This window comes from Streptomyces sp. RKAG293, from assembly GCF_023701745.1.
Taxonomy (GTDB): domain Bacteria; phylum Actinomycetota; class Actinomycetes; order Streptomycetales; family Streptomycetaceae; genus Actinacidiphila.
Map to the genome: position 1 here is coordinate 8,176,637 of NZ_JAJOZB010000001.1, position 16,861 is coordinate 8,193,497.

Genomic DNA, 16,861 nt, shown 5'->3' on the forward strand with positions numbered 1-16,861 from the left:
GAACGACCGGGAACGACGAGGAACAGCGGAAGGAGTCGCGTTGCGCGCGATCCAGATCACGGAGTTCGGCGGACCCGAGGTACTGCGGCAGGTGGAACTACCGGCGCCCGAGGCACAGCCGGGACACCTGCTCGTGGAGGTGTCGTCCGCGGGGATCAACTTCGCCGACACCCACACCGTCGAGGACAGCTACCTCTCGCGCTCCACCCTGCCGATGGTCCCCGGCGCCGAGATCGTCGGCCGTACCTCCGACGGCCGCCGCGTCGTCGCCCTCGCCGACAACGGCGGGTACGCGGAGGTCGCCGCCGTCCGCGAGTACCTGGCGCACGACGTTCCCGAAGGCGTGACCGACGGCCAGGCGCTCGCCCTCATCGTCCAGGGGCTGACGGCCTGGCACCTGCTGCGCACTTCCGCGCGGATCGCCGCGGGCGAGAGCGTCGTGGTGCACGCGGCCGCGGGCGGCACCGGATCGCTGGCCGTACAGCTCGCCAAGTCCTTCGGCGCGGGCCGGATCATCGCCACCGCCTCCACCAAGGAGAAGCGGGACCTCGCGCTGGAACTGGGCGCCGACATCGCGGTCGACGCCGACGCCGAGGGGATGAAGGAGCGGCTCGTCGAGGCCAACGACGGCAAGAAGGTCGACATCGTCCTGGAGATGACCGGCGGACCGGTCTTCGACGCGTCACTCGCCGCCCTCGCGCCCTTCGGCCGGCTCGTGACGTACGGCATGGCCTCCCGCGTCCCCCGACGCCGGTCCAGGCCGCCCAGTTGATGGGCCGCTCCCGCGCGGTCGTCGGCTTCTGGCTGATGCACTGCCTCGGCCGCCCCGGCATGTACCGCGAGCCGATGGCCGAGCTCCTGGCGATGACGGCCGACGGACGCCTCAAGCCCCAGGTCGGCGGCGTGTACCCGCTCGCCGACGCCGCCCGCGCCCACGAGGACATCCGCGCGCGGCGCACCCACGGCAAGCTGATCCTGGACGTGACGCGCTGAGCCGCGCTGCCGGCGGCCGGGAGTCGCCGGCCCCCGTCGGGCGCCGAGTGACCCGCTGATCAGGAAACCCGCGGTCCGTCGTACTCCGTTGTCCACGATGCACGGTGGACAACGGAGTACGACGGGCCGCGGCCTGCGATCCGCCTGCGCCCGGCCTGCGATCCGCCTGCGATCCGCCTGCGTCCGGGCTGTGAGCTGACGCGCCGTGAAGCGCGGAACGGAATCCATGACTCCCGGCCGGTTTTGATCCCTTTGTTCCGCTCCGACCGGCCTAGGGTGGGGACCACATCCGAGAACGATCTGGAGGCAGTGGCGTGACGGCGTACGACGTGAAGGAAGTACAGATCAGCCCGACGGAGTGGGTGGCCACGCAGGCGCGGACCTACGAGGAGTCCGGTGGCACCGAGGGCACCGACATGAACGGCTCGCCCTGCCTGCTCCTGGACTACCTGGGCCGGCGCAGCGGCAAGTGGCACCGGACGGTGCTCATCTACGGCCGGGACGGCGCCGATTACCTGATCGTCGCCTCTAAGGGCGGCGACGACAACCACCCGCTCTGGTACTTGAGCCTGCAGGACAACCCCGAGGTCCATCTGCGGGTGAACACCGAGCGGTTCACCGCCACCGCCGAGACCCTGTCGTCCGACGAGAAGGCCCGCGTCTGGCCCCACCTCGTCGACGTCTACGGCCCGTACGCCGACTACCAGAAGAAGACCGACCGGGACATCCCCGTCGTGCGGCTGCGCCGCGTCTGAGGTGACCCCGGCCGGGGGAGGCGGAGACGGTGGTGGCCCGCGCCACCACCGCTTCGCCGCCCCGGAGGCGGGGGTTCGCGGACGGGCCGGTCCGCTGCCGCCCGGCCGGCTGAGTCCGGGCGGCGGCGGACGCCGGCTACGCGCGCGGCCGCGGCTCCCGTTCGTCGATGACGCGCTTGATCTTCCCGACCGAGCGCTCCAGGGTCTCCGGATCGACGACGGCCACCTCGACCGTCACGCCCACGCCGTCCTTGACCCCCTGGGCGATGGCGGCCGCCGCCGCGGCCCGCTGCTCGGGGCTCGCGCCGGGGCGGGCCTCGGCGCGTACGGTGAGCCGGTCGAGGCGGCCCTCGCGGGTGAGCCGCAGCTGGAAGTGCGGTGCCACGCCGGGGGTGCGGAGCACGATCTCCTCGATCGCGGTGGGGAAGAGGTTCACGCCGCGCAGGATGATCATGTCGTCGCAGCGGCCGGTCACCTTCTCCATCCGGCGGAACGGGCGGCGCGCCGTGCCGGGCAGCAGCCGGGTCAGATCGCGGGTGCGGTAGCGGATGACCGGCATCGCCTCCTTGGTGAGCGAGGTGAAGACCAGCTCACCGCTCTCGCCCTGCGCCATCACCTGGTCGGTGAGCGGGTCGACGACCTCGGGGAAGAAGTGGTCCTCCCAGATGTGCAGCCCGTCCTTGGTCTCGACGCACTCCTGCGCCACCCCGGGGCCGATGACCTCGCTGAGCCCGTAGATGTCCACCGCGTCGATGTCCATCCGCTCCTCGATCTCCCGCCGCATCTCCTCGGTCCACGGCTCGGCCCCGAAGATGCCGGTCCGCAGGGACGTGGAGCGCGGATCGACGCCCTGTCGCTGGAACTCGTCCAGCAGCGTGAGCATGTACGAGGGGGTGACCATGATGATCTTGGGCTTGAAGTCCTGGATGATCCGGACCTGGCGCGCCGTCATACCGCCCGAGGCCGGGATGACCGTGCAGCCCAGCCGCTCGGCGCCGTAGTGGGCGCCCAGGCCGCCGGTGAACAGGCCGTACCCGTACGCGATATGGATCTTCTGCCCGGGCCGGCCGCCCGCCGCGCGGATGGACCGGGCGACCATGTCCGCCCACATGTCAAGGTCGTTGCGCGTGTAGCCCACGACGGTCGGGGCACCGGTGGTGCCGCTGGACGCGTGGATGCGCCGGATGTCCGCCTCGGGCACCGCGAACATGCCGAACGGGTAGTTGTCGCGCAGATCGGCCTTGGTGGTGAAGGGGAACCGGGCGAGATCGTCGAGAGTGCGGCAGTCCTCCGGCGCCACCCCGGCCGCGTCGAACGAGTTCCGGTAGAAGGCGACGTTGTCGTACGCGTGCCGCAGGGTGGCCCGCAATCGCCGCAGCTGAAGATCCCGCAGCTCCGCACCGCTCAGCTGCTCACCGGCGTCGAGGAGGGCGCCGTCCGCTCCCGACCGATCGTTCGGTACTGTCGTCACGGGCTCAAGTAATCAGGATCCGCACCGCAGGTCAAGAGACGCGCGGTGATCCACGGACTTCCTTGCGGCCGGACCGGCGCACCGTGCGGTAGTGCTTGACCCGGGCCCCCGTGCCGTCCGAAGGTGGCCCGGGTCAGGTCCGGCAGCGGGGAGGCGTCATGGTCGCGGTGCACGGCAATACGGTCGACGGAGTGCTGCGGCGCAGCGCCCGGCGGGTGCCCGACCGGGTGGCGGTGCGGTTCGGGGACCGGACGTGGACCTACCGGGAACTCGACGAGGCGGTGTCCGCGGCGGCGACCGTACTCCTGGAGCGCGGGCCGCGGCCGGGCGAGCGGGTCGCGGCGTACGGGCACAACTCCGACGCCTATCTGATCGGCTTCCTCGGCTGCGCGCGCGCCGGCCTGGTGCACGTGCCCGTCAACCACCATCTGGAGGGCGAGGACCTCGCCTACCAGCTCGGGCAGTCCGGCAGTGTGCTGGTGCTCAGCGACCCGCAGCTGCGGGGCCGGCTCCCCGCCGGCGTCCCCGTCCTGGCGCTCCGGGACGACGACGCGTCGCTGCTCGCCCTGCTGCCCGCCGCCGGACCGGCGACCGGGGCGTACGAGCCCGGGGCCGAGGACCTCGCGCAGCTGCTGTACACCTCGGGGACCACCGCACTGCCCAAGGGCGCGATGATGACGCACCGCGCGCTCGTCCACGAGTACGTCAGCGCCGTCACCGCGCTCGGTCTGCGCGAGGGCGACCGGCCGGTGCACTCGCTGCCGCTGTACCACTCGGCGCAGATGCATGTCTTCCTGCTGCCGTACCTGATGGTCGGCGCGGAGAACACGATCATCGCGGGACCGGATCCGCAGACGGTCTTCGACCTCGTCGAGGAGGGCCGGGCGGACAGCCTCTTCGCGCCGCCCACCGTCTGGATCGCCCTCGCCAACCACCCGCAGTTCGCCGAACGCGACCTGAGCGGGCTGCGCAAGGCCTTCTACGGCGCCTCGATCATGCCCGTTCCGGTCCTGGAGCGGCTGCGCGCCCGGCTGCCGCACCTCGCCTTCTACAACTGCTTCGGGCAGAGCGAGATCGGCCCGCTCGCCACCGTCCTCGGCCCGGACGAGCACGAGGGCCGGATGGACTCCTGCGGCCGCCCGGTGCTGTTCGTCGAGGCCCGGGTGGTCGACGAGGCGGGCAAGGACGTACCGGACGGCACACCGGGCGAGGTCGTGTACCGCTCGCCGCAGCTCTGCGAGGGCTACTGGGACAAGCCGCAGGAGACGGCGGAGGCCTTCCGCGACGGCTGGTTCCACTCCGGCGACCTCGCCGTACGCGACGCCGAGGGGTACCTCACCGTCGTCGACCGGGTGAAGGACGTCATCAACTCCGGTGGCGTGCTGGTCGCTTCCCGGCAGGTCGAGGACGCGCTCTACGGTCACCCGGCGGTCGCCGAGGTCGCCGTCGTGGGGCTGCCCGACGAACGCTGGATCGAGGCCGTCACCGCGGTGGTCGTGGCGCGGGGCGACGTCACCGAGGACGAACTGCTGGAGTACGCCCGCGGACAGCTCGTCCACTTCAAGGCGCCCAAGCGGGTCCTGCTCGTCGGCGAACTGCCGCGCAACGCGAGCGGCAAGATCCTCAAGCGCGAGCTGCGCGACCGCTTCGCACCGGGGCCCGGGAGCGCCTGACACCGGGCGCGTGGGGAGCGGGCCGGCGTCGCGGCAGTCCGTCGCGCGGGCGCTCAAGGTCCCGGATTTCGCCGTGGAGTTGGCGGTCACTAAGCTCCCCGGATGATCACCAAAAGACGGCTGGCGGCCGGCCTGTGCGGCCTTGCCGCAACTCTCGCCGCCGGACTGTTCCCGGCGTCCGCCGCCGCGGACGAGCCCACAGCGCAGGAACCACCCAAGATCGACCTGGTCCTGGACGTCAGCGGGTCGATGAGCGCGCGGGACGTGGACGGGAAGTCGCGGATGTCCGCGGCGCAGCAGGCGTTCAACGACGTGCTGGACGCCGTGCCGGACGATGTCCGGCTCGGCATAAGGACGTTGGGGGCCACCTATCCCGGCAAGGACATGAAGACCGGCTGCCTGGACAGCAAGCAGCTGTACCCGGTGGGCCCGGTCAACAGGACCGAGGCGAAAGCGGCCGTCGCGACGCTGCGCCCCACCGGCTGGACCCCCATCGGGCTGGCGCTGCGCGGCGCCGCCCAGGACCTGGCGGGCGGGGACGCCACCCGCAGGATCGTCCTCATCACCGACGGCGAGGACTCCTGCGGTCAGCCGGACCCGTGCGACGTCGCCCGTGAACTCGCCGCGCAGGGCACCCACCTGGTGGTGGACACCCTCGGCCTGGTGGCGAACGACAAGATCCGCAAGCAGCTGAGCTGCATCGCCGAGGCCACCGGGGGCACGTACACCTCCGTACAGCACACCGACCAGCTCTCGTCGCGCATCAAGCAGCTGGTACGGCGCTCGGCGCAGACCCCGCCGGTCGTTCCGAAGGCGGTCCAGGGCTCGGCACAGTGCGGGAACGCGGCCGGCATCACCCCGGGCGTGTACACCGACCGTGAGGAGTTCGGGCAGCACCGCTACTACAAGGTCGCGGTGACCGACGGCCAGGAACTGCGGGCCACGGTCAGCGTCGGCGCCGACCGGGCGGTGAACGCGGACTACGGCGTACTGCTGCGCGCGGTGAGCGGCGAGGGCCAGGAACTGGTCCGCGGCTCGGACGCCGGCAGCGGCCGGACCGATGTGCTGTCCTCAGGACTGCGCTACGTCTACCCGGAGAAGGACACCGACTCGGACGACGCCCCGCCGCCGCACACGGTGTGCCTGGAGGTCAGCAACTCCTTCTCGGCACCGGACGCCGTCAAGCGCACCCCGGGCCTGCCCGTCGAGCTGACGCTCGACCTGGTCGACGCCCCCGACGAAGCCGCTGATGTCGCCGCGTTCGGCCTGGGCCGCGGCTGGGTGCTGCTCGGCGCCCTGGCGGTCACGGGACTGTTCGCCGGACTGATCTGGGGCTGGCTGGCCCGCTGGCGCGTCGCCGTATGGAGGAGCAACTGATGCGTACGACACGTCTGGTGACCGCCGCACTGCTCACCGGGGCGGCCCTGCTCGGGCCCGCCGCGACCGCGCTGGCCGACACCCCCAGCGCCAGTCCGAGCACGGACCCCGCCGCGAGCCCCAGCGGCAGCTCCGGCACCGAGGAGGAGGCCGCGCCCACCGAGGCCGGCACCGCCTTCCGTACCGCCACCGCGATCCGGCAGGGACAGGCCGCCACGGCCGCCGCCTCGACCGGCGACTACCTGTACTGGATGTTCCCGGCCGGCGCGGGGCAGACCGCCACGGCCAAGGCGACGGTGACACTGCCCGACCAGGCCGGCCGGCACGGTGCGCAGACCTGGCAGATCGACGTCTACGACGGGCTGCGCCGCCGTCAGCCGTGCGTCTCGGGCGACCGGACGGTGCGGAGCCCGGACTCGGGTCCTTCCGTCACCCTCACCTGCACCCTGCGCACGGTGCGGCCGATCGCCGACACCAGGTCCAACGACCCGCTGCCGGGCGCGTACTACGTACGGCTGACCGTCATCGATCTGCCCGCCGACGATCTCGGGCAGCCGTTCAAGGCGGAGATTCTCGCGACCACCAAGGATGCCGGGGGAGCGCACTCCGAGGGCGGCGAGCTGGCCGCCCCGCTGACCCCCGCGGGCCAGCCGGACGCGCTCGCCGCCCCGGAGGACGGCTGGACCTCAGGCTGGTGGTCCGACCGCTGGCTGTGGACCGCGGGCGGAGGGGTGCTGGGCGCGCTCGCCGCGATCGGCGGCTACACCCTCACCCGGGGACCGCGCCGGTCGGCCCGGGTGCCGGCCCAGGCGTACGCGGGGCCGCCCAGCGGTTCACGGGACGCCGAGGCGTACTCGAGGCGCTGAGCGGCCGGGAGAAGGCGGTCGGAAGCTCGACCGCCTTCTCCCCACCGTCAGGGCGAGAGCGTCAGGGCGAGACGGGCGATCCGGCCCTTCTCGCCCGCCGCCCAGCAGCTGAGGTCGGGCGCGCAGTCGACCGTGTCGAAGGACCCGGAGTCGAACTGCCGCCAGCCGCGCCCCGAGTCGAGCGACAGATCGCTGCCGGTGGGCCCGACCGCGATCGCGGCGAAGCCCGGATAGGGGAGCCAGGCGACCCCGGACCGGTACGCCCGCGGCGGCGTCGCGGACACCGTCCACGTGGCGCCGCCGTCCTGGCTGACCGCTCCGGCGCTGGGCGAGGCCTGGCCGGCGCGGTAGTCGCCGCCGACGGCCAGGCCGTGCCGGGCGTCGCGGAAGGCGAGGGCGAAGACGCCCCTGGCGGGGTCGCCGGCCGGGATCACGGTCGGCGCCGCCGTCCACGTCAGACCCCGGTCACCGGAGTGCAGCACGCGGGAGGCCGCACCGCCGCCGGTGGCCAGCCACACGTCACGGCTGCCGGCCGTGACCAGGCACTGGCCGCTCGCCGCGAAGGAGGCCTCGCCGTCCTGAGCGGCGGGCATGCCGGCGGAGGGCAGTACCCGCCAGCTGCGGCCGCCGTCACCCGTGGACAGGATCCGGTACTTGCCGTCCACCGGATCGCTGACGGCCAGTCCGTTCTTCGCGTCGAAGAACGTCAGACAGTCGTAGAACGCCTTCGGGTCGGGGTTGCGGAAAGTCTCGGTCCAGCTGGCGCCGCCGTCCTGCGTCCGGTAGACGCGGGAGGCGTCGCCCTCGCCGATCGCCAGGGCCACCGCGTGCCGCGCGTCGAACGCCTCGATGTCGCGGAACTCCAGCTCCGCCGCGCCCGGCGGGGACACATCGCCCCAGCTGGCGCCGCCGTCGGTGGTCCGCAGGACGGTGCCGGCGGAGCCCGCCGCCCAGGCGGTCCTGCTGTTCACCGCCGACAGTCCGCGGAACCGGGACGTGGTCCCGGTCGCCTTGAGCTCCCAGCCGAGCTTCGGCAGGCTCACCTTCGCCCCGTTCGCCTGTGGCGCGGCCGGCTTCGTCCCGCCCGGCTCCGGGCCGGCCTGCGCGGGAAGCGCGGCCACCGCGACAAGTGCCGCCCCGCACAACCCGATCGTCACCGTACGTCTCAGTATCCCCATGGCACTCATGCCGCGGAACGTAGCCGACCCCCTCGGTGCCGTCCAGACGGCACCGAGGGGGTCGGCGGATGTTGCCCGGGTGGATTCATCCCGTGGTGGCCGCCTTGCGGGGCAGCAGCAGGACGAGCGCGGCGAGCGCGACTTCGACGGCCATGAGGAAGACGAGGCTGAGGCCGAAGGCGTGCGGGAAGGACTCCGGCAGCCCGCTGCCGACCGCGTCGTAGAAGATGATGCCGATCAGCGCGACGCCCAGCGCTCCGCCGATCTGCTGGACGGTGGCCACGGCGCCTGAGGCGGAGCCGACCCGTTGGGGCGTGACGCCCTGGAGCACGGTGGTGGTGAGCGGTGCGATGACCATGCCCATCCCCAGGCCGTCGAGGAACAGCCCGGGAGCCAGCCAGCCGATGGCGCCGGTGGTGCCGATGCGGTGCGAGGCCTCCCAGAGCAGTGCCAGGCCGAGGACCATGCCGAGGGCGCCGACCGAGATGGTGTGCCGGCCGAGCCGTGCGGCCAGGTGGTGGGCGGTGGTCGACGTGATCATGTAGCCGGCGCCGATCGCGGTGAAGACCACTCCGGAGGCGAGGGCGTCCAGACCGCGGCCCTGCTGCAGATAGAGGGCGAGCACCAGGAAGAACGACGCCTGGCCGATCCAGAACACCAGCTGGGCGAGGGCGCCGACGGTGAACGTCCGCTCCCGGAACAGCGCGGTGTCGAGCAGCGGGTCGCCGCCACGCCGGCCCAGCCGGTGCTGGTGCACGGCGAACTCCGCGAACAGCAGGGCGGACAGCGCCAGGCACAGCCAGGTCCACAGCGGCCAGCCCTGCTCACGGCCCTGGATCAGCGGCAGTACGAGGGCGACGACGGCGAGGGTCGACAGGACGACACCGGTCACGTCGAGGCGGGGGCGCTGCGGGGCGCGGGACTCGGTCAGGGCGCGCGGGACGAGCAGCAGCGTCACGGCACCGACCGGCAGGTTGATGAGGAAGCACATGCGCCAGTCGAGTCCGAGGACGTCGGCCTTGATGAGCAGGCCGCCGATCAGCTGGCCGAACACCGCGCCGATGCCCATGGTCAGCCCGTACATGCTGAACGCGCGGGCCTGGGCCTTGCCGGCGTAGTCGGTCTGGATGATGGAGAGCACCTGCGGGCCCATCAGCGCGGCCGCCAGGCCCTGCAGTACGCGGGAGGCCACGAGTATCCCGGCGGTTGGGGCGATCCCGCAGGCCACGGAGGTCAGGGTGAACAGCGCCAGTCCGACGGCGAAGATCCGTCTGCGGCCGAACATGTCCCCCAGCCGTCCGGCGGTGATCAGCCCGGTGGCCAGGGCGAGTCCGAAGCCGGCGACCACCCACTGGATCGACGCGGTGCCGGCGTGCAGGTCCACCTGCATGGACGGGATCGCGACATTGACGATGAAGAAGTCGAGGGCGGTCATGAAGGTCGCGATCAGGAGCACCAGCAGGCCGAGCCCCGACCGGCGGGCGGGCGGCCGCTGACGGTCGGCGGCGGAGGGGACGGTGCGTTCGTCGGTCAGAGGCGATGCCATGGCGGAACTCCTGTGGGCACGAGGGCGATACGGGGTCGGTAATGGGGGAGGGGCGGGCCGGACGGGCCCGCCCCCGGGACGCGGCTCAGGCGGCCGGGACCTTGTCGAGGAAGCCGAGGACGCTGCGCAGCCGGCCGTCCTCCGTCAGCACCGCGACGTCGAACCCGATCACCAGCGACTCACCGCCGGCCGGGCCCAGTTCCCAGGTGAACCGGGCGATGTTGTGGTGGGCGTCGACCGGGCCGCCCAGGGTGAAGACCAGCCCGGGGAACTGGGCCTGCACGGCGCCGATGGTCGCGTCGATCGCGTCGCGCCCCTCGGCGACCACCAGCGGGTCGGTGTACTGGGCGTCGTCGGCCCACAGTTCGTCGATCGCGGCTCGGCGGGCGGCGGGGTCGGTCTCGTTCCAGGTGGCGAGGTAGCGCTCGACGAGGTACTGGGTGTCGCTCATGTCCGGTTCTCCCTGCGGTCGGTGCGCGGAGTGCGCTGTCGTGTTCTGTGTTGTGCTGCGTTCCTGCAGGTCAAGACGTTACGGAGATCGGACGGGTCCGGAATCAGTCATCGTTAGGTACTTTCCGGGCCCGGCATCATGAAGGGGCGGGCCGCCGCTCGCCGGCCGGAAGCCCGTAGGGGACTACAGGGAGACAACAGGCGTGGTCTTGAAGCGGACCTGTGCCTACCGGTTGGCTGTGGACGATCACTGTTCGTAACCCGCCCGTGGAGGCAGCCCGCGGATGAGCCCACCTCCGCCCCCCTTCGGCTTCTCCCGGGCCAAGGACGACTTCGGCTTCGATCCGGCCCTCGACGACGTCGAGCTGGTCGCGGCTCGCACTGCCCTGGGACAGGGCCACTGGTCCGAGGTGCGCGCCCTGCTGGCCGCGACCGGCGACCAGTGGGACCGCCGTGGTCACCGGCTGGTCGTGCTCGCCGAGGGCCCGGCCACCGCCGCCTGGACGCGCGAATGGCAGCTCGCGGAACCGGACAGCCAGGACGCGGCGATGCTGCTCGCCTGCTCCACGGTGTTCCGCGCCGTGGCCGGCAAGGCGAGCCCGGAGGTCGCGCGGGAGGCCTGTCTCGCCGTGGCCCGGCTGGCGCCGGCGGACCCCTCGCCGTGGCTGGCCCTGCTGATCCTGGCCCGCCGCACCGGCACCGACGAGGACCAGGTGCGCGCGTTCGATCAGGTACGCGGCCGGCACCGCAGCCACCACCACGCGCACCATCTGATGACCGCGTGTCTGGCCGAGCGTCAGAAGACGGACCGGAACGACCCGTTCCATGAGGTGTACGAGTTCGCCGAGTGGGCCGCGGGGGAGGCGCCCGAGGGATCGCCGCTCGCCGGACTGCCGCTGCTCGCCCATGTCGAGCGGTACCGGGTGCTCGCCGGGACCGGCGCCGAGCCGAAGGATCCCACCGGCCTGCCGCACTGGACCAGCGGCCGCGGCCGGCAGAGCCTGCGCGCGGCGTTCGACTGGTGGCTCGAATGGCACGGCGGCGACCATCCCCGGCTGGAACTGGATCTCAACCTGCTCGCCTTCGCCATGGTGCACAGCGGCCGTCCGGTGGAGGCCGCCGCGCTGTTCAACCGGATCGGCCCGCACGCCACCCGGCGCCCCTGGTCGTACTTCGGCCGCGATCCGAAGAAGGCATTCCGCACCGCGCGCAGCTCCGCGCTCGGTTTCGGTTCTCCGTAGGACCCGACGCTCACCTCACCGGAAGGACACCGCAGCCATGCTGACGGGCAGTAAGACCGAGATCAGCACCTTCAAGGGGCAGGAAAGGGCGCTGCGCGCCGACCGGATCGGTACGACCGGGCTCCTGCTCTCGGTGCTGGCGGCCAGCGCGCCGCTCATGGTCGTCGCGGGCGTCATGCCCACGACGTACGGTGCGACCGGCATCGTCGGGCAGCCGCTGCTGTTCGTGATCCTCGGTGTGGTGATGGCGCTCTTCAGCGTCGGCTACGCGGAGATGAGCCGGCATGTGCACAACGCCGGTGCCTTCTACGCGTACATCGCCCGCGGCCTCGGCGCGACGGCCGGTGTCGGCGCGTCCTTCGTCGCCCTCGTCTCGTACAGCCTCATGCAGGTCGGCATCTACGGCATCTTCGGCTTCGAGGTCGTCGGCCAGCTCGACCAGCACTTCGACATATCCGTCGACTGGTGGATACCGGCGCTCTTCGCGGTGCTGCTCACCGGTGCGCTGGGCGCGCTGAAGATCGACCTGAACGCCAAGGTGCTCGGCGTGCTGCTGGTCGTCGAGTGCGCCCTGGTCATCGTCTGCGACATCGCGTTCGTCGCGGATCCGGACAAGAGACAGGGCCTGTCCCTGACCGGCTTCGACCCCAGCACGCTGACGGGCGCCGGCCTCGGTATCGCGCTCTGCTTCGCCGTCGTCGGCTTCGTCGGGTTCGAACAGGCTCCCGTGTACGCGGAGGAGACCAGCAAGCCGGGGCGTGCCGTGGCGCGCGCGATGTTCCTCGCCGTCGCCTTCGCGAGTGTCTTCTTCGCCCTCACCTCGTGGCTGATGGGCGTGGCCGCCGGTCCCTCGCAGGTCGTGGGCGCCGCGCAGGAGCAGAGCGCGGGCCTGCTGTTCGGCCTCACCGAGTCCCGGCTCGGCGGCACCTTCACGGACCTGCTGCACGTGTTCTTCCTGACCGGCATCTTCGCCTCGATGCTCAGCTTCCACAACGTCGTCGCCCGCTACGCCTTCGCGATGGGCCGCGAGGGCCTGCTGCCCTCCGCCGTGGGCCGCACCTCCAAGTCGAGCGGCGCTCCCGCCATCGGCTCGATGCTGCAGACCGTGATCTCCCTCCTCGTCGTGGTCGCCTTCGCGGTCACCGACGACAAGCCGGCCGGTGACCCGACGGTGCCGGTGCTGCGGCTGTTCACCTGGGGCGGCAACGTCGGCGCGGTCGGCGTCATCCTGCTCATGGCGGTCGCCTCGGCCTCCGTCATCGCGTTCTTCGTCCGCCGCGGGGCCGGCCGGGCCCAGATCTGGCGGCTGCTGAGCGCCGGTGTGGCCGGGGCCGCCCTGCTCTTCGTACTCGTCTACGCGGTCAAGGACTTCGACGTGCTGATCGGTCCCGACCAGGACGCGGCGCTGGCCTGGATCCTGCCGGGCATCGTGGGGATCTCCGGCGTCGTCGGGATCGTGCTGGGCCTGGTGCTGAAGGCACGGAAGCCCGAGGTGCACGCCCGCGTCGGCCTGGGCAACGAGGCGTTCCAGCTGGAGAAGGCCGCGGTCTCCGAGACCTCCGCCTGACCGCTCGCACCGGCCCGCCGCGCCCTGGAGGCGCGGCGGGCCGGTGTCGTTTCCGGGACCCGCCCGTCCGGCCCTTGCCAGGACTGGAACACGTTCCTAACATCACTGATGTGACATCACTACTGTCAAAGTGATCGGGGAGCCGATGGACGTGCAGGCAGGTCCCGGCCCACTGGCCGGCGTCAGGGTCGTGGAGCTGGCCGGCATCGGCCCCGGGCCGTTCGCCGCGATGGTGCTGGCCGACCTGGGGGCCGATGTCGTACGGGTCGACCGGCCCGGCGGTTCCGGGCTGGCCATCAACCCGACGTACGACATCACCAACCGCAACAAGCGGTCGGTGCTGCTGGACCTGAAGTCCCCGCAGGGCCCCGCCGCCGTCCTGGACCTGGTCGAACGCGCCGACATCCTCATCGAGGGCTACCGGCCGGGCGTCGCGGAACGGCTGGGCGTCGGTCCCGGGCAGGCGTTGGCCCGCAACCCCCGGCTGGTGTACGGGCGGATGACCGGATGGGGCCAGGAGGGCCCGCTCGCGCACACCGCCGGCCATGACATCGGCTACATCGCCATCACCGGCACACTCGGCATGATCGGCCCGGCCGACGGCCCGCCGGCCATCCCCGCCAACCTCGTCGGCGACTACGCGGGCGGCTCGCTCTACCTCGTCATCGGCGTCCTCGCGGCCTTGCAGCACGCCCGCACCACCGGCACCGGACAGGTCGTCGACGCCGCGATCGTGGATGGCACCGCGCATCTGACCTCGATGATCCACGGCATGGTCGCGGCCGGCGGCTGGCAGGACCGGCGCGGTGCCAACCTGCTCGACGGCGGCTGCCCGTTCTACGGCGTCTACGAGACCGCGGACGGCGGCTACATGGCGGTCGGAGCCCTGGAGAAGCGCTTCTACGCCGAGTTCACCGCTCTGCTGGAGCTGGGCGAGGACGCCCCGGACCGGGGTGACCTCGCCCGCTGGGGCGATCTGCGCGCCGCCGTCGCCGCCCGCTTCAAGACCCGCACCCGCGACGAGTGGACGGCCGTCTTCGAGCAGTCCGACGCCTGCGTCGCCCCGGTCCTCTCGCTGCGCGAGGCTCCCGGCCACCCGCACCTCGCCGCCCGCGGCACCTTCACCGAGGACGCCGGCATCGTCCAGCCCGCCCCCGCGCCCCGCTTCTCCGTCACCCCCGGCGCCGTACGCCGCCCGCCCGCCCAGCCGGGCGCGCACACGGCGGAGGTCGCCCGGGACTGGCGGGTTCCCGCGCTCGACCAGGGCGCCGAACCCGGCCAGAGCCCCGCGCCCGACGCGTCCGAAAGCCTCCGAGGAGACCAGTCCGTATGAAGCGCGAGATCTTCACCTCCGACCACGACGCCTTCCGTGAGACCGTGCGGACGTTCCTCGCGAAGGAGGCGCTGCCGCACCACGAGCGCTGGGAGAAGGCGGGCATCGTCGACCGGGAGGCCTGGCTGGCCGCGGGCCGCCAGGGACTGCTCGGCGTCGCCGTGCCCGAGGAGTTCGGCGGCGGGGGAGAGCCGGACTTCCGCTACGGGGTGGTGCTGGGCGAGGAGTTCACCAGGGCGGGCGTCTCGGGGCTGGCCATCGGCCTGCACAACGACATCATCGGCCCGTACCTCACCTCGCTGGCCACCGACGAGCAGAAGCGCCGCTGGCTGCCAGGCTTCTGCTCCGGCGAGATCATCACCGCGATCGCCATGACGGAGCCGGGCGCCGGCTCGGACCTCCAGGGCATCCGCACCACCGCCGCCGACCACGGCGACCACTGGATCCTCAACGGCTCCAAGACCTTCATCTCCAACGGCATCCTCGCCGACCTCGTCATCGTCGTGGCCCGCACCGGCCACGAGCCGGGCCAGGAGGGCGCCAAGGGCCTGAGCCTGCTGGTCGTCGAACGCGGTATGCCGGGCTTCGAGCGCGGCCGCAACCTGGACAAGATCGGCCAGCACGCGCAGGACACCGCGGAACTGTCGTTCAGCGATGTGCGGGTGCCGAAGAGCAATCTGCTGGGCGGCGAGAACCAGGCGTTCCTCCACCTGATGACCAATCTCGCGCAGGAGCGGCTGGCCATCGCCGTCTCCGGGATCGCCGCCGCCGAATCCGTCCTGGAGCTGACCACCGAGTACGTCAAGCAGCGCGAGGCGTTCGGCCGTCCGCTGGCCAAGCTCCAGCACATCCGGTTCGAGATCGCGGAGATGGCCACCGAATGCGCCGTCACCCGCTCCTTCATCGACCGTTGCATCACCGAGCACAGCACCGGAGGGCTCGACGCCGTCCATGCCTCGATGGCCAAGTGGTGGGCGACGGAACTGCAGAAGCGCGTCGCCGACCGCTGTCTGCAACTGCACGGCGGATACGGCTACATGGCCGAATACCGGGTCGCGAGGGCGTTCACCGACGGCCGTATCCAGACCATCTACGGCGGCACCACGGAGATCATGAAGGAGATCATCGGCCGTTCCCTGCTCTCCTGATCCCCCGACCGTTCTCCGGACCCCTCATTCCCGAAAGGCACCCGACGTGAGTCCCGAAGCGTACGTATTCGACGCCATCCGCACCCCGCGCGGCCGCGGCAAGGCCAATGGCGCACTGCACGGCACCAAGCCGATCGACCTGGTGGTCGGCCTCATCCACGAGATCCGCCGCCGGTTCCCCGGGCTGGACCCGGCCGCCATCGACGACATCGTGCTGGGCGTCGTCGGCCCGATCGGTGACCAGGGCTCCGACATCGCCAAGATCGCCGCGATCGCCGCCGGGCTGCCCGACACCGTCGCCGGCCTCCAGGAGAACCGCTTCTGTGCCTCGGGCCTGGAAGCGGTCAACCTGGCGGCGGCGAAGGTGCGCTCCGGCTGGGAGGACCTGGTGCTGGCCGGCGGCGTGGAGTCCATGTCGCGCGTCCCGCTCGGCACCGACGGCGGCGCCTGGGCGATGGACCCGATGACCAACTTCGAGACCGGCTTCGTCCCGCAGGGCGTCGGCGCCGACCTCATCGCCACCATCGAGGGCTTCTCCCGCCATGACGTCGACTCCTTCGCGGCCCTGTCGCAGGAGCGGGCGGCCGAGGCGTGGAAGGACGGCCGCTTCGCCCGGTCCGTCGTCCCGGTCCTCGACCGCAACGGACTGACCGTCCTGGACCACGACGAGTTCATCCGCCCCGGCACCACCGCCGAGACCCTGGCCAAGCTCAAGCCGTCGTTCGCGACGGTCGGCGAGGCGGGCGGCTTCGACGCCGTGGCGCTGCAGAAGTACCACTGGGTCGAGAAGATCGACCACGTCCACCACGCGGGCAACTCCTCGGGCATCGTGGACGGCGCGGCGCTCGTCGCCATCGGCAACCGCGAGACCGGTGAGCGCTACGGCCTCACCCCGCGCGCCCGCATCGTGTCGGCCGCCGTCTCCGGCGCCGACCCCACGATCATGCTGACCGGCCCCGCGCCCGCCGCCCGCAAGGCGCTCGCCAAGGCGGGCCTCACCATCGGTGACATCGACCTGGTGGAGATCAACGAGGCGTTCGCCGCCGTCGTGCTGCGCTTCGTCCGCGAGATGGGCCTGAGCCTGGACAAGGTCAACGTCAACGGCGGCGCCATCGCCATGGGCCACCCGCTCGGCGCGACCGGCGCGATGATCCTCGGCACCCTCATCGACGAACTGGAACGGCGCGATCTGCGCTACGGCCTGCTGACGCTGTGCGTCGGCGGCGGCATGGGCATCGCCACCGTCATCGAGCGCGTCTGACC

15 protein-coding genes are annotated in these 16,861 nt (G+C 72.0%); 11 read left to right on the forward strand and 4 right to left on the reverse strand.

Features of this window, described 5'->3' with window-relative positions; translation table 11 throughout:
- Positions 1 to 40 precede the first annotated feature (40 nt).
- The 3 genes from LNW72_RS36060 (at position 41) to LNW72_RS36065 (ending at position 1,748) form a co-directional block, all read left to right on the forward strand.
- Positions 41 to 772 (forward strand): zinc-binding dehydrogenase, encoded by a 732-nt coding sequence (locus tag LNW72_RS36060; protein WP_308402084.1) that lies wholly within the window; start codon positions 41 to 43, stop codon positions 770 to 772.
- Entirely contained in the window at positions 772 to 993 is a 222-nt protein-coding gene (locus tag LNW72_RS41820) for a zinc-binding dehydrogenase (protein ID WP_308402085.1), read from the forward strand. The genes LNW72_RS36060 and LNW72_RS41820 overlap by 1 nt, the downstream gene beginning before the upstream one ends.
- Positions 994 to 1,307: 314 nt before the next feature.
- A complete protein-coding gene (locus LNW72_RS36065) occupies positions 1,308 to 1,748 on the forward strand; it encodes a nitroreductase family deazaflavin-dependent oxidoreductase (RefSeq protein ID WP_250979246.1) in 441 nt (146 codons plus the stop codon).
- 136 nt (positions 1,749 to 1,884) lie between these two features.
- On the opposite strand, the gene paaK is transcribed toward LNW72_RS36065, so the two are convergent.
- A complete protein-coding gene (paaK, locus tag LNW72_RS36070; protein WP_250979247.1) occupies positions 1,885 to 3,219 on the reverse strand; it encodes a phenylacetate--CoA ligase PaaK in 1,335 nt (444 codons plus the stop codon).
- Positions 3,220 to 3,377: 158 nt separating this feature from the next.
- Here paaK and LNW72_RS36075 point away from each other — a divergent pair, with 158 nt between their 5' ends.
- From LNW72_RS36075 to LNW72_RS36085, 3 genes are all read left to right on the forward strand, one after another.
- Entirely contained in the window at positions 3,378 to 4,892 is a 1,515-nt protein-coding gene (locus LNW72_RS36075) for an acyl-CoA synthetase (RefSeq protein WP_250979248.1), read from the forward strand.
- A 102-nt stretch (positions 4,893 to 4,994) separates the two neighbouring features.
- On the forward strand, positions 4,995 to 6,269 hold the full coding sequence (locus tag LNW72_RS36080; RefSeq protein ID WP_250979249.1) for a VWA domain-containing protein: 1,275 nt from the start codon (positions 4,995 to 4,997) through the stop codon (positions 6,267 to 6,269).
- A complete protein-coding gene (locus LNW72_RS36085; protein ID WP_250979250.1) occupies positions 6,269 to 7,135 on the forward strand; it encodes a hypothetical protein in 867 nt (288 codons plus the stop codon). The genes LNW72_RS36080 and LNW72_RS36085 overlap by 1 nt, the downstream gene beginning before the upstream one ends.
- A gap of 47 nt (positions 7,136 to 7,182) precedes the next feature.
- Here LNW72_RS36085 and LNW72_RS36090 read toward each other — a convergent pair whose 3' ends face one another.
- The 3 genes from LNW72_RS36090 to LNW72_RS36100 form a co-directional block, all read right to left on the reverse strand.
- Positions 7,183 to 8,322: an oxidoreductase gene (locus LNW72_RS36090; RefSeq protein WP_250979251.1), complete on the reverse strand. Its 1,140-nt coding sequence runs from the start codon at positions 8,320 to 8,322 to the stop codon at positions 7,183 to 7,185.
- 76 nt (positions 8,323 to 8,398) lie between these two features.
- Positions 8,399 to 9,859 (reverse strand): MFS transporter, encoded by a 1,461-nt coding sequence (locus LNW72_RS36095; protein WP_250979252.1) that lies wholly within the window; start codon positions 9,857 to 9,859, stop codon positions 8,399 to 8,401.
- Between the two features lie 85 nt (positions 9,860 to 9,944).
- The gene (locus LNW72_RS36100; RefSeq protein ID WP_250979253.1) at positions 9,945 to 10,310 is read right to left on the reverse strand and encodes a nuclear transport factor 2 family protein; all 366 of its coding nucleotides are present in this window, start codon (positions 10,308 to 10,310) and stop codon (positions 9,945 to 9,947) included.
- A 283-nt stretch (positions 10,311 to 10,593) separates the two neighbouring features.
- Here LNW72_RS36100 and LNW72_RS36105 point away from each other — a divergent pair, with 283 nt between their 5' ends.
- The 5 genes from LNW72_RS36105 (at position 10,594) to LNW72_RS36125 (ending at position 16,859) form a co-directional block, all read left to right on the forward strand.
- Positions 10,594 to 11,550 (forward strand): hypothetical protein, encoded by a 957-nt coding sequence (locus tag LNW72_RS36105; protein ID WP_250979254.1) that lies wholly within the window; start codon positions 10,594 to 10,596, stop codon positions 11,548 to 11,550.
- Between the two features lie 37 nt (positions 11,551 to 11,587).
- Positions 11,588 to 13,117: an APC family permease gene (locus LNW72_RS36110; RefSeq protein WP_250979255.1), complete on the forward strand. Its 1,530-nt coding sequence runs from the start codon at positions 11,588 to 11,590 to the stop codon at positions 13,115 to 13,117.
- Positions 13,118 to 13,262: 145 nt separating this feature from the next.
- Positions 13,263 to 14,450 (forward strand): CaiB/BaiF CoA-transferase family protein, encoded by a 1,188-nt coding sequence (locus tag LNW72_RS36115; RefSeq protein WP_250979256.1) that lies wholly within the window; start codon positions 13,263 to 13,265, stop codon positions 14,448 to 14,450.
- Positions 14,447 to 15,598, forward strand: coding sequence for an acyl-CoA dehydrogenase family protein (locus LNW72_RS36120; RefSeq protein ID WP_250979257.1), 1,152 nt, complete (start codon positions 14,447 to 14,449; stop codon positions 15,596 to 15,598). The genes LNW72_RS36115 and LNW72_RS36120 overlap by 4 nt, the downstream gene beginning before the upstream one ends.
- Before the next feature lie 46 nt (positions 15,599 to 15,644).
- Positions 15,645 to 16,859, forward strand: a complete 1,215-nt coding sequence (locus LNW72_RS36125; RefSeq protein ID WP_250979258.1) for an acetyl-CoA C-acetyltransferase — start codon at positions 15,645 to 15,647, stop codon at positions 16,857 to 16,859.
- Positions 16,860 to 16,861 lie beyond the last annotated feature (2 nt).